We start from the raw sequence: 21563 nt of genomic DNA, 5'->3' as shown, positions 1-21563 counted from the left end.
AGCTCCCACAGACCACACAGGTCTAATGTGGGAGCGGGCTTGCTCGCGAAGGCGGTGCATCAGCCACCGGATGTATCGACTGACACACCGCTTTCGCGAGCAAGCCCGCTCCCACATTTTTGACCGAGTCCACATTGGTTCGGTGTTGGGTCAGAAATCCTTGCACAGGCGCAGGGCGTCGTAGATCGCAGCGTGGGTATTGCGCTGGGCCACGCAGTCGCCGATGCGGAACAGCAAGTAGCCCTCCCCCGGCTCGCTCAGGCACGGTTGCGGCTTGATCGCGAACAGCGCCTCAACGTCCATCTGCCCCTTGTTGCGCGCCCCTTGCTTGAGGGCGTAGTAGATTTCTTCGTCCGGACGCACGCCGTTCTCCACCACCACCTGGTCCACCACCCGCTCTTCCTTGGCGCCGGTGTATTCGTTCTCCAGCACGGCGATGAGTTTGTCGCCCTCGCGGTAGACCTTCTCCAGCATCATGTCGCCGGTCATGATCACTTCCTTGGGGTACATGCTGCGGTAGTAGGTCGGGAATGACGTACCGCCGATGGCCACGCCAGGCTTGATATCGTCAGTGACGATCTCGACCTGGCAGCCCTTGTCGGCCAAAAAGTCCGCCACCGACATGCCGGTGAATTCGCAGATGGTGTCGTACACCAGCACGTTCTTGCCCGGCGCCACCTTGCCGTCGAGCACGTCCCAACTGCTGACCACCAGGCCTTCTGCCGCGCCCCAGTGTTCGTTCTGCTCGAGGAACGGGTGCCCGCCCACGGCCAGCACCACCACATCGGGACGCAGGTCGAGGATGGTCGCGGCATCGGCCGCCACGCCCAGGCGCAGGTCGACGTTCAGCCGCGCCAGTTCCAGCTGGAACCAGCGGGTGATACCGGCGATCTGGTCGCGCTGCGGTGCCTTGGACGCCGTGGTGATCTGCCCGCCGATAAAGTCTTTTTTCTCCAACAGGGTCACATCGTGGCCGCGCTCGGCAGCGACCCGCGCCGCTTCCATCCCGGCCGGGCCGGCACCGACCACCACCACTTTGCGCTTGGGCCCGGTGGATTTTTCGATGATGTGCGGCACGCCCATGTATTCACGGGAGGTCGCGGCATTCTGGATGCACAGCACGTCCAGGCCCTGGTACTGGCGGTCGATGCAATAGTTGGCGCCGACACACTGCTTGATCTGGTCGATCTGCCCCATCTTGATCTTGGCGATCAGGTGCGGGTCGGCCATGTGCGCCCGGGTCATGCCGACCATGTCCACATAGCCGCCTTCGAGGATGCGCGTGGCCTGGTTCGGGTCCTTGATGTTCTGCGCGTGCAGCACCGGGACCTTGACCACTTCCTTGATCCCGGCGGCCAGGTGCAGGAACGGCTCCGGTGGGAAACTCATATTGGGGATCACGTTGGCCAGGGTGTTGTGCGTGTCGCACCCCGAGCCGACCACGCCGATAAAGTCGAGCATGCCGGTGTCGTCGTAATACTTGGCGATCTGCTTCATGTCCTCGTGGGACAGGCCGTCCGGGTGGAACTCGTCACCGCACAGACGGATGCCGACGCAAAAATCCGGGCCGACTTCTGCACGCACGGCCTTGAGCACTTCCAGGCCGAATTTCATCCGCCCCTCGAAGCTGCCGCCCCATTCATCGGTACGCTTGTTGACTCGCGGGCTCCAGAACTGGTCGATCATGTGCTGGTGCACCGCCGACAGTTCCACGCCATCCAGGCCACCGGCTTTGGCCCGAGCTGCGGCGCTGGCGTAGTTGCCGATCACCCGCCAGATTTCTTCCGGTTCGATGGTCTTGCAGGTGGCACGGTGTACCGGCTCACGCACGCCGGAGGGCGACATCAGGGTTGGCCAGTTAAAGCCGTCCCAACGCGAGCGACGGCCCATGTGGGTAATCTGGATCATGATCTTGGCGCCATGCTTGTGCATCGCGTCAGCCAGGTTCTGGAAGTGCGGGATGATGCGGTCGGTGGACAGGTTCACCGAACTCCACCACTCCTGCGGGCTGTCGATCGCCACCACCGAGGAGCCGCCACAGATCGCCAGGCCAATACCGCCCTTGGCTTTCTCTTCGTAATACTTCACATAACGCTCGGTGGTCATCCCGCCGTCGGTGGCATACACCTCGGCGTGGGCGGTACTGAGCACGCGGTTGCGGATGGTCAGTTTGCCGATCTGGATCGGCGCAAACATTGCTTCGAAAGCCATGGCACGGTCCTCGGCTTACAACGGCTTGACAGTGAACAAGCCGTCATCGTGGCCCTCTTCGGAGCCTCCGTAGACTTGTTCGGCGACAGTGCGGATCTGGCTGCCGCGCGCTTGCAGAATCTGGTCCATGGCGCCGGCAAACCAGCCGGTGAACATGTAGTCCACTTTGCGCCCGACCTTGCCGTACACATACACAAAGGCCGAGTGTTCGAGCTTGACGCTGGCAGTGCCTTTGTCGAGGTCGATGTCCTGGATCTTGAACAGGCCCCAGCCGCGCTGCGACAGGCGCTTCATGTAGTGCTCGAACACCGCGACGCCTTCCAGACCGTGGCATTCGGCTTCTTTTTCACACCAGTGCCAGGCCGACTTGTAGCCGGCCTTGTAGAGGATTTCGGCGTAGGCTTCAGCGCCCAGCACTTCCTCGATGCCCATATGGTTGTTGACGAAGAAATGGCGCGGCACGTACAGCATCGGCAGGGCGTCGGAAGTCCAGACACCGGTTTCGCTGTCGACTTCGATAGGCAATTGCGGGGCGATCTTGGCCATGGAAACTTAACTCCAGAAAATTCTTGGTAATGCCCCGGCGCGAATGGCCGGGGGAGAAAAAACGATGGCTTATTCGCCCCAGACGTCTTTCAACACGCTGACCCAGTTTTCACCCATGATCTTGCGCACCACGCGTTCGCTATGGCCGCGCTTGAGCAGGGTCTCGGTCAGGTTGGGGAACTCGCCCACGGTACGGATGCCCAGCGGGTTGATGATTTTGCCGAAGCTGGTCAGGCGGCGGGCATAGCCCTTGTCATGGGTCAGCATTTCGAAGAAATCCTGGCCATGGCCCTGGGTAAAGTCGGTACCGATGCCGATGGCGTCTTCGCCAACAATATTCATGGTGTACTCGATGGCTTCGGCGTAGTCGTCGATGGTCGAGTCAATGCCCTTGGCCAGGAACGGCGCAAACATGGTCACGCCGACAAAACCACCGTGGTCGGCAATGAATTTGAGTTCTGCATCGGATTTGTTGCGCGGGTGCTCTTTGAGCCCGGACGGCAGGCAGTGGGAGTAGCACACCGGTTTTTTCGATTCGAGGATGACTTCTTCGGATGTCTTGGAGCCGACGTGGGACAGGTCGCACATGATGCCGACACGGTTCATCTCGCCGACGATTTCACGCCCGAAGCCCGACAGGCCGCCGTCGCGCTCGTAGCAGCCGGTACCCACCAGGTTCTGGGTGTTGTAGCACATCTGCACCACGCCGACGCCGAGCTGCTTGAAGATCTCGACATAGCCGAGTTGGTCTTCAAAAGCATGGGCATTCTGGAAGCCGAAGATGATGCCGGTCTTGCCCTGCTCTTTGGCGCGGCGGATATCGGCGGTGGTCTTCACCGGGATCACCAGGTCGCTGTTCTCGCGGATCAGGGTCTGGCTGGCCACGATGTTATTGATCGTGGCCTGGAAGCCTTCCCACACCGACACCGTGCAGTTGGCGGCGGTCAGGCCACCCTTGCGCATGTCCTCAAACAGGTCGCGGTTCCACTTGGCAATGATCAGCCCGTCGATAACGATGCTGTCGGCGTGCAGTTCGGCTGGGCTCATCAGGCGTCCCCTTATTGGCGATTCATGCGCCGAATCGTCTGCCGGCGCTTTGGGGCCAGCATATGCCCAGGGGCTGACGGAGCCGGGTGCAAAAACGACAGGGGAATTGCCGAAAGCGTCAATCCACGACAAAGGGTGCACGGACGTGTCTGTCCTGCATCTGTTCTTTGGCCTACGCTTGAGCCAGAATTCGACCCATCCCCTGACATGAGAAGGCGCAATGAAACCGATTTTCCTGGCTTTGGTACTCCTCGCCACCGGCGTCCACGCGGCTGAAGACACCGACAGCACGCCGTGTGATGGCATCGAAAACGACAAACAGACCCTGGAATGCGCCTCCTACAACAAAACCACCGCCGAACAGCTGCTCAAGGATAACTACCAGAGCTTGCTGGAACGCATGGGCACTACCTACGCCAGCAACAAGGCACAGTTGGCAGACATCACCGCTCGTCTGAAGGATGCCCAGCAGAAGTGGGAAAAGTTACGGGATGCTGATTGCGCGGTGGATACCTTCCCGGCGGTGACCGGCACCCAGGCCTATGCCATTGCGCAGAATGACTGCCTGGCGCGGATGAGTGATGAGCGGTCGGAGTTTTTGGAGTCGATTGGGCAGGAGTAGCGTTAAAAGACTCAAACACCGGTTTGAAACGTCAGCGGGGCAGGAAAAGCCCCCGCAGCACTCTGCGCTGCCTGCCAGAGCCGCGCCAAACTAACGACCAACAGGTCCAGTCTAAATCGGTATCGTATAAACGCCGGTTTTAAATACGTTCTGCAGTTGCGCCTTCATCTGCTCCAGCCTGGCGCTCATACCACACTCAAATAGCACATTTGCAAAATCTGCCGTGGATAACAGGCAAGAGATTGCCAGACGAATTGCCGATGCTCTGTCAGTCTCTACATCTTTCGTGAGATAGACTTTCCCATCCTTCAGAGCAAAACGCTTTCCGACGGATTCGGTTCCCCAGTGATGATAGTCTGACATAGGGTAATAATATTCATCATAAAGACGCTCAAACCCGACTTTCTTTACAATTGAATAAATACTTTCGTCATCGCGCCAGGTAGCGGCATAGCTGCCGTCTTCACGTTTGAACAGGCGATCACAATCAGGCAACTGACTGTCAATGTACGCCCTTATTTCAGGAGGTACCGGCAGTCCACGCTTATCAGAAAAATCGATTTTTTGTTTATCCAAAACAATACAATACTTCCGCCAGCGTGTTGCGACCTGGGCATCCTTAGAGGCATACATCAAATAAAGCGCGCCCTCAAACATACTTCTGGAGATCAATTGCGCATCACATGACTCCTTAAGAAGAACCAGACTTTGCATATGATCAATCTGCCGTAGAAAAAAAGCCTGGCACATGTACTTCAAATCATCATGACCATCACCCTTCATTGGAATGATCATATCCTTGCAGATTGACAGCAACTCTTCGATTACACCACTCACGTCAACCAAAATGACCTCGACAACAAAAAATCATTGATCCGCGCAACAAAATTATAACCGGTGCGCCTTCCCAGCAGCCGCTCACCAGCCACCCTTGTAAAAACCACACAAAATAACTACTTTTAGTTGACATACCCAACAGCCACTATGTACTTTATCATATGCTAAAATTGATAGGGATGTCACATGGATCACTCGCTAAAAAGCCTAGCTGAACTAGAGCTTCAAATTCGTAATCGCCTTACCGAGTTTGAGGCAAAGCGCGCTAAAAATCAAAAGTACAACCGACTTTTTTCGCTGGCTCAAATACTCCTCACCGCTTTAACTACATTACTTATAGCAATTAACACCAAGTACACCACTTTTCCGCTCGCCGTCATTGCCATCATCACCAGTTCCATGGCAGCAGTCGCAGGTCAACTGCTAAGTAAGTTCATGTATCAAGAACGAATGGCCATGGATATAGCCACGACTTGCGCGCTTCGCGAACTGGCTCACTGCATCACCATGGATAGAAGAAAAGAAGAAGACGACGAAACCAATTGCAAAATCACACTTAAACAGGTTGACGCTTATCAAGGGCGCTATCAGACGATTTTAAATACCGCAAACGGCCAGTGGCAAAAAAACATACAGAAAAGTAAAAAATAGAATGACTATTTTTTCGAAAATTCTTACATTAAACAAACTGCACATCATTGAAAAAATACTGTGCCCGGCCGCCACAAGCGAACAACAAGCCGATTATTTCAACATTGGTAATCCCATCGAAAACCCACCCCTGCTCAGAGGCTCAATTGTCCTAGAGTTAAATATATCTTTCTTGACAGACAATATCAGCGCATTTGAAATGGGCAGCCCTATTGATACCGGCAGCTTAAAATTCGGCTTTCTTAAACCGAACCATGACAAAGAACTTTTTCTCGAAATGGTCCACTGCGACTACACTAAATTTCACGCACTGACAACCGAGTTATTTGGCCTGCCTGAAGACGCCCTAAAAAGTCTTGTCTCTCATAGCGCCTGCCTTTCATTAAAGCCTACTTTTGAAAAACATTTCGAACCGACCGTCATAGACTTCATGTACAGCGAAGCCAACCCCCACGCCCGACTATTTGAGTTTCGCCTCAACAAAAACTATAGCATTACAGAAAAACACATAAACAGAATATTCATACCCAACACCTACCTGTCCAACCAAACGATAAATAAGTTAAAACGAAAACTTGCAAGCAAGGTCATCACCTATAACCCCAAGTACGGAATTGAGAGCAGAACCGCCTGATGAAAAATTTTTATATTGTCGGGTTTTACGAAGATTTCAAACTTAACGTCTTCCCAACACATGCCTCACCGATCATCGCAGAGCAGCAGAACGGACAATTCCGCCGATGGGCCTACCGAATCGAAAAACCATACAAAATAATACCCACTCATTCCGTCGGGCAATTTTATGACTCGCCAAACTTAATGTTTGCATACATCACTTACACCCTCAGCACCCCGACCCCGTTGCAACAACACTCTCAAATAGTTGCCATTTCGAGAGACAAGATACTGGTTGAACATCGCAAGTTTCATCTCTGCTGTAAAATAGTTACAGAAGCGCTGAAAAATTTTCATAATTTCGGCTTTGTCTATCGCGCCTACTTATCGATTAAAAACGCGATATCTTGAAGCCCGGAAAACTCCTAACCATATTGAACGGGCCCAACCGTTTTTTCCCAAAAATACAGGGGTGACTCATGAACATCTGCGGCATCGAAATCAAAGGCAGCGAAGCCATTATCGCCGTTGCCGCCCAGGACCTGACCCACGTCGCCCTGGCCACCAAGAAAATCGCCCTCGAGGACGATGACGAGGCCGCCAACGTCAAAGCCTTTGCCCGCCAGGTGGCCGCGTTTGTGCGCGACAACGGCATCACCCGTATCGCGATCAAGAAACGCAGCAAGAAAGGCGAATTCGCCGGCGGCCCGACCACGTTCAAGATTGAAGGGGTATTGCAGTTGCTGGACGGCGTTGAAGTGACGCTGCTGTCGCCGCAGACCATCAATGCGCAGAACAAGAAGCATGACTTTGCATTGCCGGCGACGCTGAACAAGTATCAGCATGAGGCGTTTAAAGCCGCGTACTCGGCCTTGGTAAAAAAATAAGCCCCACCACACATCCCATGAGGGAGCTGGCTTGCCTGCGATAGCGGTGGGTCAGCAACTTATCTGCCAACTGATACACCGCGATCGCAGGCAAGCCAGCTCCCACATGGGGTCGGCATATGCCCAATAGACTTACACCACCTCCCGCCGCCGATCCTCTCGCGGGCACTTGGCAAACCGCGCCCGGTAGCTGCGGGTGAAATACGACGGCGACTCAAACCCGCAGGCAATGCTCACTTCCAGCACGCTCATGCCGCTCTGGCGCAATAACTGCCGGGCTTTTTCCAGGCGCAGGCCAAGGTAGAAGTTGCTCGGGGTGTCGTTCAGGTGCAGGCGGAACAGGCGCTCCAGCTGTCGCCGCGTAACCTTGATCATCTGCGCCAGCACCAGGGTGCTCAGGGGGGGCTCGGTATGTAGCTCCATCTCGCCAATCACCTGCACCAGCTTCTGGTTGTTGATGCCGTAGCGCGTGGCGATCTGCATGCGCTGGTGGTCTTTGCGCGGGCGGATGCGGCCCAGCACGAATTGCTCGGAAACCTGGATCGCCAGCTCCGGGCCGTGGGCCTGGCTGATCAGGTCGAGCATCAGGTCGATGGACGCGGTGCCGCCGGCACAGGTGATGCGCCGGCGGTCGATCTCGAACAGTTCCTGAGTCACCGTCAGCGCCGGATAGGACTCTTTAAAGGCGTCGATGGCCTCCCAGTGCAGGGTCAGACGGTAGCCGTCGAGCAGGCCGGCCTGGGCCAGGACGAAGCTGCCAGTGTCGATGGCGCCCAGGGTCACGCCGTCGTGGTCGAGACGGCGCAGCCAGTGCTCCAGGGCCGGAGTGGCGAATTCCAGCGGTTCGAAGCCGGCCACCACCAGCAGGGTCGCACCTTTTTTCAGGGGCTCCAGCCCGGCGTCGGCATTGACCGACATGCCATTGCTCGCCAACACCGCGCCGCCATCCGCGCTCAATACGTGCCAGCGATACAGTTCACCGCGAAAGCGGTTGGCCACGCGCAGCGGTTCGATGGCGGAAATAAAGCCGATGGCGGAGAACCCCGGCATCAGCAGGAAGTAGAAATCCTGGGACATGGTGCGCACTCGTGGGACGGGTAGCGTGGTCTGTGATACGCCAGTTCCATCGCCCATTCAAGGGCACAAGGTCGCTGCAGTGCAAAAGTGGGTCGCCGCCGTGCGTTTTACCGGGCAGCAAGCTGGGTAACTTGGCTGCACGGCGCACAAAGACGCCGGAACCCACAATAACGACCTGCCGAGGGATCCATCATGAACCGACTGATCAGCCGCTGCGTGCTCGCACTCGGCGCCGTGTTGAGCACCAGCGTGTGGGCCGCCGATGCCGCCTCCTGTAAAAACGTGCGCATGGGCGTGGTGAACTGGACCGACGTGATCGCCACCAGCGCCATGACCCAGGTGCTGCTCGACGGCCTCGGCTACAGCACCAAGCAAACCAGCGCGTCCCAGCAAATCATCTTCTCCGGCATTCGCGACCAGCGCCTGGACCTGTTCCTCGGTTACTGGAACCCACTGATGACCCAGACCATCACACCTTTCGTCGACGCCGGGCAGGTCAAAGTCCTCGACGCGCCCAGCCTCAAGGACGCCCGCGCGACTCTCGCGGTGCCGACCTATCTGGCAGACAAGGGCCTGAAAACCTTCGCCGACATTGCCAAGTTCCAGAAAGAGCTGGGCGGCAAGATCTACGGCATCGAGCCCGGCTCGGGGGCCAATACCCAGATCAAGGCGATGATCGCCAAGAACCAGTTCGGCCTGGGCAAATTCCAACTGGTGGAGTCCAGCGAGGCCGGCATGCTCGCCGCCGTGGACCGCGCCGTGCGTCGCAAGGAAGCGGTGGTGTTTTTCGGCTGGGCGCCGCACCCGATGAACGTCAATGTGCAGATGACCTATCTGTCCGGCAGCGAGGACGCTTTGGGGCCCAACGAAGGTATGGCCACGGTCTGGACCGTCACCACCCCGACCTACGCCGAGCAATGCCCGAATGTGCACAAGCTGCTGACCAACCTGACCTTCACCGCCGCCGACGAGAGCCGGATGATGCAGCCGCTGCTGGAGCACAAGGATGCGTTCGAGTCCGCCAGGCAGTGGCTCAAGGACCACCCCCAGGACCAGCAGCGCTGGCTGGAAGGTGTGACCACCTTCGATGGCAAGCCGGCTGCGCAAAACCTGCAACTGAGCAGCAAATAACCTCTTTCAAATCACCGCTTCGCAGCTGATACCGGCTGCGAACGGCATCACTACGCCCGCCTGTAAGGAACCTGCCCCATGAACCACGACGTCATCATCACCTGCGCGCTCACCGGTGCTGGCGACACGACCGCCAGAAGCCCCCACGTGCCGGTCACCCCCAAGCAAATCGCTGCAGCAGCAGTAGAAGCGGCCAAAGCCGGCGCCACCGTGGTGCATTGCCATGTGCGCGACCCGCACACCGGCAAATTCAGCCGCGACGTAGCGCTGTACCGCGAACTGATGGAGCGCATCCGCGAGGCGGACATCGACATCATCGTCAACCTCACCGCCGGCATGGGCGGCGACCTGGAAATCGGCGGCGGCGAGCACCCCATGGAATTCGGCCCCAACACCGACCTGGTCGGCCCGTTGACCCGCCTGGCCCACGTCGAAGCGCTGCTGCCGGAAATCTGCACCCTGGACTGCGGCACCCTGAACTTCGGCGATGGCGACACCATTTATGTGTCCACCCCGGCCCAGCTGCGTGCGGGTGCCAAGCGCATCCAGGAACTGGGAGTGAAGGCCGAACTGGAGATTTTCGATACCGGCCACCTGTGGTTCGCCAAGCAGATGATCAAGGAAGGCTTGCTCGATGACCCGTTGTTCCAACTGTGCCTGGGCATCCCGTGGGGCGCGCCGGCCGACACCACCACCATGAAAGCCATGGTCGACAACCTGCCTGCCGACGCGGTGTGGGCCGGCTTTGGCATCGGCCGCATGCAAATGCCGATGGCGGCGCAGGCGGTGCTGCTGGGCGGCAATGTGCGGGTCGGTCTGGAAGACAATTTGTGGCTGGACAAGGGCGTACTGGCGACCAATGGGCAACTGGTGGAGCGGGCCGGGGAGATCCTCAGCCGCCTGGGCGCGCGAGTGCTGACCCCGGCTGAAGGCCGAACCAAGATGGGCCTGACCAAACGCAGCTAATCCCCCTGCCGCAACCGGCTCCCACAATGAACCTCTTTAGCACTGGAAATTACCAAAATGAGCTTTATCACCGAAATCAAAACCTTCGCCGCCCTGGGCAGCGGTGTGATCGGCAGCGGCTGGGTGTCCCGCGCCCTCGCCCACGGCCTGGATGTGGTGGCCTGGGACCCGGCGCCCGGCGCCGAAGCCGCCCTGCGCAAGCGCGTTGCCAATGCCTGGGGCGCCCTGGAACAACAGGGCCTGGCGCCGGGCGCCTCCCAGGAGCGCCTGCGTTTTGTCGCGACCATCGAAGAATGCGTGCAAGACGCCGATTTCATCCAGGAAAGCGCCCCCGAACGCCTGGAACTGAAACTGGAACTGCACAGCAAAATCAGCGCAGCGGCCAAACCCGATGCCTTGATCGGCTCCAGCACTTCGGGGCTATTGCCCAGTGAGTTTTATGAAGGCGCCACGCACCCGGAACGCTGCGTGGTCGGCCACCCGTTCAACCCGGTTTACCTGCTGCCGCTGGTAGAAGTGGTCGGTGGCAAACACACCGCGCCCGAAGCAATCCAGGCCGCGATCAAGGTCTACCAATCTCTCGGTATGCGCCCGCTGCATGTGCGCAAGGAAGTCCCGGGGTTTATCGCCGACCGCTTGCTGGAAGCGCTATGGCGTGAGGCGTTGCACTTGGTCAACGATGGGGTGGCGACCACCGGCGAGATCGACGATGCGATCCGCTTTGGCGCCGGCTTGCGCTGGTCGTTCATGGGCACCTTCCTGACCTACACCCTGGCCGGCGGCGATGCCGGGATGCGGCATTTCATGGCGCAGTTCGGGCCGGCACTGCAGTTGCCGTGGACGTACCTGCCGGCGCCGGAGCTGACCGACAAACTAATTGATGATGTGGTTGATGGCACCCGTGAGCAGTTGGGCAGCCATAGCATTTCGGCGCTGGAACGCTATCGTGATGATTGCCTGCTGGCGGTGCTGGAGGCGGTGAAGACCACCAAGCAAAAACACGGCATGAGCTTCGCCGAATAACGGCGGTTGATATCTGTGGGAGCAGGCAAGCCAGCTCCTGCAGTTGACCGAGTACAGATCTGGAATTGACGCCATGCCCGCACTGACGACCTACACCACCAACATCCTCCCTGACTGGGTCGATTACAACGGCCATCTGCGCGATGCGTTTTACCTGCTGATCTTCAGCTACGCCACCGATGCATTGATGGACACCCTGGGCCTGGACAGCGACCACCGCGAAGCCAGTGGCCACTCGCTGTTCACCCTGGAACTGCACCTCAATTACCTGCACGAAGTGAAACTCGGCGCCGAGGTCGAGGTGCATACCCAGTTGATCGCCCATGACAACAAGCGCCTGCATCTGTATCACAGCCTGCACCTGGTGGGCGAAGAGCGGGAGCTGGCGGGCAATGAGCAGATGCTGCTGCATGTCGACCTGGCGGGGCCACGCTCGGCCCCCTTCAGTGAGGGGGTTGCACAGCGGTTGACGGCCATCAGCACCGAGCAATCAGACCTGCCCCGGCCGGCCCTGCTCGGTCGCGTCATCGGCCTGCCCGGCAAATAAAAAAAGCCCCGATCAAGCCGTGACAGGATCGGGGCAGAGTGCTTTGTGCGAGCGTGCGGGCCGAGGGTGACCAAACCTTCATTCTGCTTGCTTGAAAACCAGTGTGCCCGCAACCACCCTCGGCAACTGGCCCGAAAACGACCTGCTCATAGTCGTTCCAGCCATCGCGTCATTCAGCCCTTGCCGACCCGCTGGCAGCCCACCAGAATCAAAGGCTCCCCTAACCAGGATGAACATCATGATGCACGCGGATTTGATTGATCAGGATGACCTGCTGAGCCAACTGCGCTCCCTGGGTTTCGAGGTGTCCAGCGGCGCCACCGCCGAGCAGGCCTGTGAATGCGCGGTACGCGGTTTGAGTGAGGCGCGGGCCAAGGCACTCAAGGGTATGGTCGAGCAGATGTACACCAGCAGCGCGACGATTCTGCCGGCGGTGCGCCAGGCGATTGATAAGCAGTTGTTGCCGGCCCTGATGCAGTTCAAACAGAATTCCGGGGCCTGATACACCGCTATCGCCGGCAAGCCAGCGCCCACATTTTGATCTGTGAATACCTTCAAATGTGGGCGCTGGCTTGCCGGCGATGCAGACGCCTCGGCCTACAGCCTTACACTGGCAAACGTCGACTCATTGCGCGCCTGGCTCAACGCCGACATCGGCCCGGCCAGCGGTGACAACACCAGCGCCTGCGGAATCGGCATCATCGCCACTTGCTGGGTGGTGTTGGAACCTACGCGCTCATCCCGTGGCGGAATGCCGAAGTATTCGCGGTAGCACTTGGAGAAGTGCGGCGTGGACACAAACCCGCATACCGAAGCCACTTCGATGATCGACATCGGCGTTTGCTTGAGCAACTGCCGGGCGCGGATCAGGCGCAGCTTGAGGTAGTAGCGCGACGGCGAGCAGTGCAGGTATTTCTGGAACAGCCGCTCCAGCTGACGCCGCGAGACGGCGACATAGACGGCCAATTCATCGAGGTCGATCGGCTCTTCCAGGTTGGCTTCCATCAGCGCGACGATTTCCTGCAGCTTCGGCTGATTGGTGCCGAGCATGTGCTTGAGCGGCACGCGCTGGTGGTCCTGCTCATTGCGGATACGTTCGTACACGAACATCTCGGAAATCGCCGCCGACAGTTCACGGCCATGGTCGCGGCTGATCAGGTGCAACATCATGTCCAGCGGCGCGGTACCACCAGAACTGGTGAAGCGATTGCGGTCGAGGGTGAACAGGCGCGTACTCATCGACACCCGTGGGAAGGCTTCCTGCATCGACGCCAGGCATTCCCAGTGCACGCTGCAATCAAACCCGTCGAGCAAGCCGGCGCAGGCCAGGGCCCAACTGCCGGTGCACACCGCGCCGAGACGACGGGACTGGCGCGCCTGGCTTTGCAGCCACGACACATGTTCACGGGTCACGGTGCGCTGGATACCCACGCCGCCGCAGACAATCACGGTGTCCAGGGCCGGGGCTTTGTGCATGGAGCAATCGGGGGTGATTTGCAGGCCATCGCTGGCCCATACCTGGTTGCCGTCGACGCTCAAGGTAGTCCAGCGATACAGCTCGCGGCCGGACAATTGGTTGGCCATGCGCAGTGGTTCCACTGCGGACGCCAGGGAAATCAGCGTGAAATTGTCCAGCAGCAAAAAGCCGATGGATTGAGGCGCACGGTTCTGGGGTTGGGCCCCGGAGTTGAACGACGTCATCGCGGTATCTCCTCACACAAAGCAGGTAATGGCCTCAGGCGAGGCTCTTGTTATTGCGCTCGTCATCCGTCAGGAGAGAGGCTTTGAATTGATAGAGCAAATGCCATGCCTAAAGTTGAATAGGTATTCAATAACTCCTGAAAACGACCTGTTGAGGTGTCTATATAAGCCCGCGCGCAGCGTGAGGATATGACTCGGAAAAAGCCTACGCTCAGGGTCTGTGAGCAGATCGGTAGCACTTGTGGGAAGGCGCTTTCAGGGCGTAGGAAAAGTGTGTCACCACACGCACAGGTGACGGGTGGTCGGGAGGGAAATCGTTTGGGGGCTACTTATCTGTTTGCGACGCGCTAAAAGGTGGCGTGTTGGGGTTGGAGTGTTCACTTTATGAGCAGTGGGGTTCGACACACCACCATCGCGGGCAAGCCCCAATGCCAGTCAGTTAAACGCAGATCCCCTGTGGGAGCGGGCTTGCTCGCGAAAGCAGTGGGTCAGTCAACATCAACGTTTGCTGGGCCGACGTCTTCGAGCAAGCCCGCTCCCACATTTGATCTTCACTGTTTTGAACATTGCGTTCACTTAACACTCGACAGCACTCACCGCCAACCCACCCCGCGAGGTCTCCTTGTACTTGTCATGCATATCCGCGCCGGTATCGCGCATGGTGCGGATCACCCGGTCCAGGGAAATAAAGTGCTGGCCGTCGCCCCGCAGGGCCATCTGCGCGGCATTGATCGCCTTGACCGCGGCAATCGCATTGCGCTCGATACACGGCACTTGCACCAGGCCGCCCACCGGGTCGCAGGTCAGGCCCAGGTTGTGTTCCAGGCCGATTTCGGCGGCGTTGCACACCTGCTCCGGCGAGGCGCCAAGAATCTCTGCCAGCCCCGCCGCCGCCATGGCGCAGGCCGAACCGACTTCACCCTGGCAACCCACTTCGGCGCCGGAGATCGACGCATTCTTCTTGCACAGGATGCCGATGGCCGCCGCACCGAGGAAGTAGTCCACCACATTGGCCTCGGTGACTTCTTCGCTGAACTTCATAAAGTAGTGCAGCACCGCCGGGATGATCCCCGCCGCGCCATTGGTGGGTGCGGTGACCATGCGCCCACCGGCGGCGTTTTCTTCGTTGACGGCCAGGGCGAACAGGTTGACCCACTCCATGGCGCTCAAGGTGGAGCCGATCACATTCGGCTTGCCCAGCTCCTGCAAACTGCGGTGCAACTTGGCGGCGCGGCGGCGCACATTCAAGCCGCCGGGCAGGATGCCTTCATGCTTGAGGCCCTGCTCGACACAGTCCTGCATGGCACGCCAGAGTTTCATCAGGCCGCTGCGGATTTCTTCCTCGGAGCGCCAGACCTTTTCATTGGCCAGCATCAGGTCGGCAACCCGCAGGTTGTGGGTGTTGCACAACTGCAACAACTCCATCGCACTGGAAAAATCATAGGGCAGTTCGGTGCGGTCCATATCCGCCACGCCGCTGCGCGCCTGGGCCTCATCCACCACAAAACCGCCCCCCACCGAATAGTAGGTATCGCGATGCAACTCGGTCTGGGCGCCGTAGACCACCAGGGTCATGGCATTGGGATGGAACGGCAGGTTTTCGTCGATCAGGCGCATGTCCCGCGACCACACAAAGGGCACCGGCACACGGTTGTCCAGCAGCAGCGTCTGCGTCTCACGCAGGGTCTCGATACGCGGGCCGATCTGCGACGGATCAATCGCATCCGGCCACTCGCCCATCAGCCCCATGATCACTGCATTGTCGCTGCCATGCCCGATGCCGGTGGCCGACAACGAGCCATACAGCTGAACTTCGACACGCTGCACCTGTTCCAAAAGAGCACGTTCACGCAAGTCCTGGACGAACAACGCCGCGGCCCGCATGGGGCCGACGGTGTGGGAACTGGACGGCCCGATGCCAATCTTGAACAGGTCGAAAACGCTGATAGCCATTGCGCGAAACTCCTCGATAGCACAGGCCAGGCGCAGTAACGCCTGGTGGCGGAGCTGCTACGCTCAAGTCGCCCAGATGGCGGCATCATCAAGCTTTCGTTGCGCCGTCCGGCGTCTGACACCGACATACCCATGCTCACCAGCGTCGTCCCCTCGCAATGGGGCGTAATCGCCGTTTTTTGCGGCGCAGATCGAGAAAAAGTGCAGTTTTGCCTGTGGAAAAACCTGTATGCGACGTCACCGACACTGGATACGACCATCCCTGTACTGGATGCGACCCACCCTGTAGGCGTCAGATTTTCACTGGTACATGATCAGTCTCGACTCGTTTGCAAGGTACCGAGGCTGCACGTTGCTCGCACGCCCCAACTGCAACACTTATAAGCGCGGTCTCGCACCGCCGGAAAAACACCAGGAGTCCAAACCCATGAAAGGTTCCCCCCCGTTGTTGTTGGCCGCCATGCTGAGTCTTCCCTTTGCGGCCCACGCTGCTGATCCCGAGCAGTGCAGCACCGTCAACTTCTCCGATGTCGGCTGGACCGATATCACCGTCACCACCGCCACCACCAGCGAAATCCTCAAGGGCCTGGGCTACAAGCCCCGGACCACGATGATTTCCGTGCCCGTGACCTACAAGTCCCTGGCTGATGGCAAAAACATGGATATCTTCCTCGGCAACTGGATGCCGACCATGGAAAACGACATCAAGCAGTACCGTGATGCCGGCACCGTGGAAACCGTGCGCGCCAACCTGGAAAACGCCAAGTACACCCTGGCAGTGCCACAAGCGCTGTACGACAAGGGACTGAAGGACTTTGCCGATATCGCCAAGTTCAAGAAGGAGCTGGGCGGCAAGATCTATGGCATTGAACCGGGCAACGACGGCAACCGCACGATCCAGAGCCTGATCGACAAAAATCAGTTCGGCTTGAAAGACGCAGGTTTCAAGGTGGTCGAGTCCAGTGAGGCGGGGATGCTCTCGCAAGTCGAGCGCGCCACCAAACGGGAGCAGGCCATTGTATTCCTGGGCTGGGAACCACACCCGATGAACACCCGGTTCAAGATGAAGTACCTGACTGGCGGTGACGATTCATTCGGCCCCAACTACGGCCAGGCCACCATCTACACCAACACCCGCAAGGGCTACGTGCAGGAGTGCAGCAACGTCGGCCAGCTCCTGAAAAACCTGGTGTTCACCCTCGACATGGAAAGCACCCTGATGGGTAACGTCCTCGACGACAAAATGAAGCCCGACGCCGCCGCCAAGGCCTGGCTGAAGAAGAACCCGCAAGTGCTCGACACCTGGCTCGCCGGGGTCACCACCCTTGATGGCAAACCAGGACTTGCCGCCGTAAAAGCCTACCTCGACAAGTAACCGCTGACCCTGGGCCGGCGCGCCGGCCCAGGATGTTTCCCTCTTCGCATGTGGACATTCACTACCATGCTGACTGAACAGAAAATCCCACTAGGCCAGTACATCGCTGCCTTCGTCGAATGGTTGACGCAGAACGGCGCCGATTATTTCGACGCGATCGCATCGACACTGGAAACGATGATCCACGGCGTGACGTTTGCGCTGACCTGGTTCAATCCGCTGGCATTGATCGGTCTGATTGCGCTGCTTGCTCACTACATTCAACGTAAGTGGGGGCTGACTGTATTTGTGATTGCCTCCTTCCTGCTGATCCTCAACCTGGGGTACTGGCAGGAAACCATGGAGACCCTGGCCCAGGTGCTGTTCGCCACCCTGGTCTGCGTGGTCATCGGTGTGCCGCTGGGCATTGTTGCCGCGCACAAACCGATGTTCTACACCGTGATGCGCCCGGTGCTCGACTTGATGCAGACCGTGCCAACCTTTGTTTACCTTATCCCGACCCTGACCCTCTTCGGGCTGGGTGTGGTGCCTGGCCTGATCTCCACGGTGGTGTTCGCGATTGCCGCGCCGATCCGCCTGACCTACCTGGGCATCCGCGATGTACCGCAAGAGTTGATGGATGCCGGCAAGGCCTTTGGCTGCTCGCGCCGCCAGTTGCTCTCGCGCATCGAACTGCCCCACGCCATGCCGAGCATCGCTGCCGGTATTACCCAATGCATCATGCTGTCGTTGTCGATGGTGGTAATTGCGGCCCTGGTGGGCGCCGACGGCCTCGGCAAACCCGTGGTCAACGCGCTGAACACCGCCGACATTGCCCTGGGCTTTGAAGCCGGCCTGGCGATTGTGCTGCTGGCCATCATGCTCGACCGCATCTGCAAACAACCCGACGCCAAAGTAGGGGGTGATGCATGAGCATTATCCGATTCGACAATGTCGATGTGATTTTTTCCAAAGACCCACGCGAAGCCCTCAAGCTGCTGGACGAGGGAATGCACCGCAATGAAATCCTGAAAAAGACCGGGCAGATCGTCGGAGTGGAAAAGGCCAGCCTGGATATCGAGAAAGGCGAGATCTGCGTGCTGATGGGCCTGTCCGGCTCCGGCAAATCCAGCCTGTTGCGCTGTATCAACGGCCTTAACACCGTGAGCCGTGGCCAGTTGTTTGTCGAGCATGAAGGGCGCCAGATCGACATCGCCTCATGCACCCCGGCAGAGCTGAAAATGATGCGCACCAAGCGTATCGCCATGGTGTTCCAGAAGTTCGCCCTGATGCCCTGGCTGACCGTGCGTGAAAACATCAGCTTTGGCCTGGAAATGCAGGGCCGCCCCGAAAAGGAACGGCGCAAGCTGGTGGACGAGAAGCTTGAGCTGGTGGGCCTGACCCAATGGCGCAACAAGAAGCCCGACGAACTTTCGGGCGGCATGCAACAGCGCGTCGGCCTGGCCCGCGCCCTGGCGATGGACGCCGATATCCTGCTGATGGACGAACCCTTCTCGGCCCTCGACCCGCTGATCCGCCAAGGCCTGCAGGATGAGTTGCTGGAGCTGCAACGCAAACTGAGCAAGACCATCGTGTTCGTCAGCCACGACCTGGATGAGGCGCTGAAACTGGGTAGCCGGATCGCGATCATGAAAGACGGCAAGATCATCCAGTACAGCGTGCCGGAAGAAATTGTGCTGAACCCGGCGGACGACTATGTGCGCACCTTCGTCGCCCATACCAACCCGCTGAACGTATTGTGCGGCCGCAGCCTGATGCGCACCCTGGACAACTGCAAGCGAGTCAACGGCTCGGTATGCCTGGATCCGGGCGGCGATTCGTGGCTGGACCTGGCCGAAGGCAACACCATCCAGGGCGCACGGCAAAATGGCGTGGCAATGAACCTGCAGAACTGGGCGCCGGGGCAAGCCGTGGAAGGCCTGGGGCGGCTACCGACCTTGGTGGATTCGAATATCGGCATGCGCGATGCCTTGCAGATTCGCTACCAGACCGGCAACAAGCTGGTGCTGCACGACAACAACAAAGTGGTGGGGATTCTGGGGGACAGCGAGCTGTACCACGCCCTGCTGGGCAAGAACCTGGGCTAAAAGGCAACACAAAACAAATGTGGGAGCGGGCTTGCTCGCGATTGCAATGTATCAGTCAATGAATCTGGTACTGATACACCGCAATCGCGAGCAAGCCCGCTCCCACATTTTGACCAGATGGTGTCAGTGACGACACCACCCGCCTTCAACCATCAGCTATAGACACGGCCAAGGAGCTGCCGATGGCTTTCAAACTGATCGAGCACATCCCGGGTGATCTGCTCCTGGGTGAAGCCCATCAGGTCGTACTCCTGGCCGCCGTTGTGCAGGTAAACCTCGGCGCGGTAGTAGCGCGCACGCTCCTCGTCGGCCTCGATCGACTCACTCGGCGCCGCCAGGTAGCCGTCCAGGCTCACCTCGTAGACAAACGGGTTGCCTTCCATCTCGATCCGCACGCCAATGCAGCGCTTGGATTTACCCAGCAGCGTCTGCACATCCAGCCCTTGGGCGCGCAGGGCCACGGCGGCTTCTTCCAGCGCCGGGGTGACCTTCTTGTCCATAAAGCGCTGCACCACGGCCTGGCTCGGCTGCAGGTCCTGGGCAGTCAGGCGCTCGCTGAAACCACGACGGCCGCGTTCGGCCAATTGCGCCTGCTCCTGTTCGATGGCCACGTCCTGGCGCATGGCTTTGTGCAAACCGAACATAAAGAAGATCAGCACCACCGAGAACGGCAAGCCCGCCAGCACCACCATGGTCTGCATGGCTTCAAAGTTGCCAGCAAACAGCAAGCCGATGGTCACCAGGGTGATCACCGCCGACCAGAAGATCCGCAGCCAGTGCGGCGCATCCTCATCCACGTTGCCACCTTTGCACGACAGGTTGGCCATCATCACCGCGCCGGAATCCGCCGGCGTCAGGAACAGCACAAAACCCACAAAGATCGACACGCCGATCACCACTTTCGACGCCGGGTAGTACTCCAGCAACTGGTAGATCGCCATGGAGGGTTGCTCCAACGCGGTCTTGCCCAGCTCCACGGCGCCATGGTTGAGTACCAGGTCCAGGGCCGAGTTGCCGAAGATCGACAGCCACGCCAGGGTAAAGCCCAGCGGGATCAGCAGCACGCCCGCCACCAGTTCGCGCACCGTACGGCCACGGGAAATACGCGCGATGAACATGCCCACGAACGGTGCCCAGGAAATCCACCAGGCCCAGTAGAACAGGGTCCACAGGCCCATCCAGCGCTCGGACTTCTCACCATCGCCTTCGTACACGTAGAGGTCGAAGGTTTTCAGCACCAGACCGTTCATGTAGTCGCCGATGTTCTGCACAAAGCCGTTGAGCAGGTGCAGGGTCGGGCCAAACAGCAGCACAAAAATCAGCAGGCCGCTGAACAGCACGATGTTCAGGTTGGACAAGCGACGAATGCCGTTCTCCACGCCCGACACGGCGGCGATGGTCGCCACGGTGCTCATCACGATGATCACGATCAGCAGGTTGGTGTTGCTGTGCTCCATGCCGAACAGGTTTTCCAACCCGGACGACACTTGCATCGAACCAATCCCCAGGTTTGTCACCAGACCCAGCAGGGTCACGAACATGCCGAAGCCGTCCACCGCGTGACCCGCCGCGCCTTTGACCCAACGCTCGCCCATCAATGGGTACAGCGCCGAACGCAGGGCCAGCGGCTGGTTATGGCGGTAGGCGAAGTACGCCACGGCCAGGCCGACCAGCGCGTAGATCGCCCAGCCATGCAGGCCCCAGTGCAGGAAGGTCAGCTGCAACGCCTGGCGCGCGGCCATATGGGTGGCGGCGGCGCCTTCGGGCGGGTTGAAGTAGTGGTCCAACGGCTCGGACGCGCCGAAGTACAGCAACGAAATGCCGATGCCCGAGGAGAACAACATGCCGGCCCAGGCGCCGTAACTGAAGTCCGGGGTATCAGCCTTGCTGCCCAGCTTCAGTTTGCCGTAGGACGAAAACGCCAGGCCCACCACAAATACCAGGTAGGCGGCGATAACCACCATGTAATACCAGCCAAAGCTTTTCGAGAGCCAGGTCTGGGCGACTCCCAGCATTCTGCCGGCCTCTTGCGGGGCGATGATCAGAACGGCGGTCAACAACAGGATCAACGCGGTAGAGGTGTAGAACACCCAACCGTTGACCCGCACTTTTTCCGGTGGGGTCTTTATTAGAGAGGCAGAACTCATGGCACAGAGGCTCCGGGCAGTGCGAGAGAGGACACAAGGCAGCGCTTGACCCACGCCATCGATTTTTCGGCAGTCGACGGACGGGTGTTATAAAGACATCCCGAAAAACCCCAGACCCCAGCAACGCGCTGTCATGGGCT

The 21563-nt window shown here is 58.9% G+C and carries 20 protein-coding genes and 1 pseudogene; 13 read left to right on the top strand and 8 right to left on the bottom strand.

Translation table 11 applies throughout. The features are described from left to right. Nucleotides 1–150: 150 nt before the first annotated feature. The 3 genes from dgcA to HBR94_RS16120 all read right to left on the bottom strand — a co-directional run bounded on the left by dgcA (nucleotide 151) and on the right by HBR94_RS16120 (nucleotide 3804). Nucleotides 151–2211, bottom strand: a complete 2061-nt coding sequence (dgcA, locus tag HBR94_RS16130) for a dimethylglycine demethylation protein DgcA (RefSeq protein ID WP_057960840.1) — start codon at nucleotides 2209–2211, stop codon at nucleotides 151–153. Nucleotides 2212–2226: 15 nt separating this feature from the next. Beyond that, a complete protein-coding gene (locus tag HBR94_RS16125) occupies nucleotides 2227–2757 on the bottom strand; it encodes a DUF5943 domain-containing protein (protein WP_027606002.1) in 531 nt (176 codons plus the stop codon). 69 nt (nucleotides 2758–2826) lie between these two features. Further along, nucleotides 2827–3804: a dipeptidase gene (locus tag HBR94_RS16120; protein ID WP_170045188.1), complete on the bottom strand. Its 978-nt coding sequence runs from the start codon at nucleotides 3802–3804 to the stop codon at nucleotides 2827–2829. A gap of 220 nt (nucleotides 3805–4024) precedes the next feature. Between HBR94_RS16120 and HBR94_RS16115 the strand changes: the two genes are divergently transcribed. Beyond that, nucleotides 4025–4426: a lysozyme inhibitor LprI family protein gene (locus tag HBR94_RS16115; protein WP_170045187.1), complete on the top strand. Its 402-nt coding sequence runs from the start codon at nucleotides 4025–4027 to the stop codon at nucleotides 4424–4426. A gap of 111 nt (nucleotides 4427–4537) precedes the next feature. Here the strand turns inward: HBR94_RS16115 and HBR94_RS16110 are convergent, their stop codons facing one another. Next, on the bottom strand, nucleotides 4538–5263 hold the full coding sequence (locus HBR94_RS16110) for a DUF5677 domain-containing protein (protein ID WP_346342846.1): 726 nt from the start codon (nucleotides 5261–5263) through the stop codon (nucleotides 4538–4540). A gap of 186 nt (nucleotides 5264–5449) precedes the next feature. Here HBR94_RS16110 and HBR94_RS16105 point away from each other — a divergent pair, with 186 nt between their 5' ends. The 4 genes from HBR94_RS16105 (at nucleotide 5450) to HBR94_RS16090 (ending at nucleotide 7416) form a co-directional block, all read left to right on the top strand. Next, nucleotides 5450–5914, top strand: a complete 465-nt coding sequence (locus tag HBR94_RS16105; protein ID WP_170045185.1) for an SLATT domain-containing protein — start codon at nucleotides 5450–5452, stop codon at nucleotides 5912–5914. Nucleotide 5915: 1 nt separating this feature from the next. Beyond that, entirely contained in the window at nucleotides 5916–6548 is a 633-nt protein-coding gene (locus HBR94_RS16100; RefSeq protein ID WP_170045184.1) for a hypothetical protein, read from the top strand. Continuing rightward, on the top strand, nucleotides 6548–6940 hold the full coding sequence (locus HBR94_RS16095) for a hypothetical protein (RefSeq protein WP_170045183.1): 393 nt from the start codon (nucleotides 6548–6550) through the stop codon (nucleotides 6938–6940). Before HBR94_RS16100 ends, HBR94_RS16095 begins: the two co-directional genes overlap by 1 nt. A gap of 68 nt (nucleotides 6941–7008) precedes the next feature. Then, on the top strand, nucleotides 7009–7416 hold the full coding sequence (locus HBR94_RS16090) for a DUF3010 family protein (protein ID WP_170045182.1): 408 nt from the start codon (nucleotides 7009–7011) through the stop codon (nucleotides 7414–7416). Nucleotides 7417–7548: 132 nt separating this feature from the next. On the opposite strand, the gene HBR94_RS16085 is transcribed toward HBR94_RS16090, so the two are convergent. Then, nucleotides 7549–8493: a GlxA family transcriptional regulator gene (locus HBR94_RS16085; RefSeq protein ID WP_169960130.1), complete on the bottom strand. Its 945-nt coding sequence runs from the start codon at nucleotides 8491–8493 to the stop codon at nucleotides 7549–7551. Between the two features lie 192 nt (nucleotides 8494–8685). Between HBR94_RS16085 and HBR94_RS16080 the strand changes: the two genes are divergently transcribed. The 5 genes and pseudogenes from HBR94_RS16080 to HBR94_RS16060 all read left to right on the top strand — a co-directional run bounded on the left by HBR94_RS16080 (nucleotide 8686) and on the right by HBR94_RS16060 (nucleotide 12662). After that, entirely contained in the window at nucleotides 8686–9624 is a 939-nt protein-coding gene (locus HBR94_RS16080; RefSeq protein WP_170045181.1) for a choline ABC transporter substrate-binding protein, read from the top strand. A gap of 78 nt (nucleotides 9625–9702) precedes the next feature. Then, nucleotides 9703–10590, top strand: a complete 888-nt coding sequence (locus HBR94_RS16075) for a 3-keto-5-aminohexanoate cleavage protein (protein WP_128593314.1) — start codon at nucleotides 9703–9705, stop codon at nucleotides 10588–10590. 57 nt (nucleotides 10591–10647) lie between these two features. After that, entirely contained in the window at nucleotides 10648–11613 is a 966-nt protein-coding gene (locus HBR94_RS16070; RefSeq protein WP_057440255.1) for an L-carnitine dehydrogenase, read from the top strand. A 73-nt stretch (nucleotides 11614–11686) separates the two neighbouring features. After that, nucleotides 11687–12183: pseudogene (locus tag HBR94_RS16065) on the top strand (thioesterase family protein). A gap of 215 nt (nucleotides 12184–12398) precedes the next feature. Beyond that, nucleotides 12399–12662 (top strand): hypothetical protein, encoded by a 264-nt coding sequence (locus HBR94_RS16060; RefSeq protein ID WP_057440253.1) that lies wholly within the window; start codon nucleotides 12399–12401, stop codon nucleotides 12660–12662. Nucleotides 12663–12757: 95 nt separating this feature from the next. On the opposite strand, the gene HBR94_RS16055 is transcribed toward HBR94_RS16060, so the two are convergent. Further along, on the bottom strand, nucleotides 12758–13861 hold the full coding sequence (locus HBR94_RS16055) for a GlxA family transcriptional regulator (protein WP_029300670.1): 1104 nt from the start codon (nucleotides 13859–13861) through the stop codon (nucleotides 12758–12760). Between the two features lie 576 nt (nucleotides 13862–14437). Next, nucleotides 14438–15814, bottom strand: a complete 1377-nt coding sequence (locus HBR94_RS16050) for an L-serine ammonia-lyase (protein WP_170045180.1) — start codon at nucleotides 15812–15814, stop codon at nucleotides 14438–14440. 427 nt (nucleotides 15815–16241) lie between these two features. Between HBR94_RS16050 and HBR94_RS16045 the strand changes: the two genes are divergently transcribed. The 3 genes from HBR94_RS16045 to choV all read left to right on the top strand — a co-directional run bounded on the left by HBR94_RS16045 (nucleotide 16242) and on the right by choV (nucleotide 19276). After that, entirely contained in the window at nucleotides 16242–17189 is a 948-nt protein-coding gene (locus HBR94_RS16045; RefSeq protein WP_057960844.1) for a choline ABC transporter substrate-binding protein, read from the top strand. Nucleotides 17190–17255: 66 nt separating this feature from the next. Beyond that, nucleotides 17256–18101: a choline ABC transporter permease subunit gene (gene choW, locus HBR94_RS16040; protein ID WP_057440251.1), complete on the top strand. Its 846-nt coding sequence runs from the start codon at nucleotides 17256–17258 to the stop codon at nucleotides 18099–18101. Then, the gene (gene choV, locus HBR94_RS16035) at nucleotides 18098–19276 is read left to right on the top strand and encodes a choline ABC transporter ATP-binding protein (RefSeq protein ID WP_029300678.1); all 1179 of its coding nucleotides are present in this window, start codon (nucleotides 18098–18100) and stop codon (nucleotides 19274–19276) included. Before choW ends, choV begins: the two co-directional genes overlap by 4 nt. Nucleotides 19277–19428: 152 nt before the next feature. Here choV and HBR94_RS16030 read toward each other — a convergent pair whose 3' ends face one another. Next, entirely contained in the window at nucleotides 19429–21366 is a 1938-nt protein-coding gene (locus HBR94_RS16030; RefSeq protein ID WP_232545555.1) for a BCCT family transporter, read from the bottom strand. Between the last annotated feature and the right edge of the window lie 197 nt (nucleotides 21367–21563).

This window comes from Pseudomonas sp. WS 5412 (assembly GCF_012985615.1).
In the GTDB taxonomy this organism is placed as follows: domain Bacteria; phylum Pseudomonadota; class Gammaproteobacteria; order Pseudomonadales; family Pseudomonadaceae; genus Aquipseudomonas; species Aquipseudomonas shahriarae.
This window is presented reverse-complemented; position numbering and strand designations above follow the sequence as displayed.

Coding starts and splice junctions, on each gene's coding strand:
- HBR94_RS16125 (WP_027606002.1), bottom strand. CDS start 2,757: ATGGCCAAGATCGCCCCGCAATTGCCTATCGAAGTCGACAGCGAAACC.
- choV (WP_029300678.1), top strand. CDS start 18,098: ATGAGCATTATCCGATTCGACAATGTCGATGTGATTTTTTCCAAAGAC.
- HBR94_RS16050 (WP_170045180.1), bottom strand. CDS start 15,814: ATGGCTATCAGCGTTTTCGACCTGTTCAAGATTGGCATCGGGCCGTCC.
- HBR94_RS16115 (WP_170045187.1), top strand. CDS start 4,025: ATGAAACCGATTTTCCTGGCTTTGGTACTCCTCGCCACCGGCGTCCAC.
- HBR94_RS16090 (WP_170045182.1), top strand. CDS start 7,009: ATGAACATCTGCGGCATCGAAATCAAAGGCAGCGAAGCCATTATCGCC.
- HBR94_RS16095 (WP_170045183.1), top strand. CDS start 6,548: ATGAAAAATTTTTATATTGTCGGGTTTTACGAAGATTTCAAACTTAAC.
- HBR94_RS16070 (WP_057440255.1), top strand. CDS start 10,648: ATGAGCTTTATCACCGAAATCAAAACCTTCGCCGCCCTGGGCAGCGGT.
- choW (WP_057440251.1), top strand. CDS start 17,256: ATGCTGACTGAACAGAAAATCCCACTAGGCCAGTACATCGCTGCCTTC.
- HBR94_RS16085 (WP_169960130.1), bottom strand. CDS start 8,493: ATGTCCCAGGATTTCTACTTCCTGCTGATGCCGGGGTTCTCCGCCATC.
- HBR94_RS16100 (WP_170045184.1), top strand. CDS start 5,916: ATGACTATTTTTTCGAAAATTCTTACATTAAACAAACTGCACATCATT.
- HBR94_RS16080 (WP_170045181.1), top strand. CDS start 8,686: ATGAACCGACTGATCAGCCGCTGCGTGCTCGCACTCGGCGCCGTGTTG.
- HBR94_RS16120 (WP_170045188.1), bottom strand. CDS start 3,804: ATGAGCCCAGCCGAACTGCACGCCGACAGCATCGTTATCGACGGGCTG.
- HBR94_RS16105 (WP_170045185.1), top strand. CDS start 5,450: ATGGATCACTCGCTAAAAAGCCTAGCTGAACTAGAGCTTCAAATTCGT.
- HBR94_RS16060 (WP_057440253.1), top strand. CDS start 12,399: ATGATGCACGCGGATTTGATTGATCAGGATGACCTGCTGAGCCAACTG.
- HBR94_RS16055 (WP_029300670.1), bottom strand. CDS start 13,861: ATGACGTCGTTCAACTCCGGGGCCCAACCCCAGAACCGTGCGCCTCAA.
- HBR94_RS16045 (WP_057960844.1), top strand. CDS start 16,242: ATGAAAGGTTCCCCCCCGTTGTTGTTGGCCGCCATGCTGAGTCTTCCC.
- dgcA (WP_057960840.1), bottom strand. CDS start 2,211: ATGGCTTTCGAAGCAATGTTTGCGCCGATCCAGATCGGCAAACTGACC.
- HBR94_RS16075 (WP_128593314.1), top strand. CDS start 9,703: ATGAACCACGACGTCATCATCACCTGCGCGCTCACCGGTGCTGGCGAC.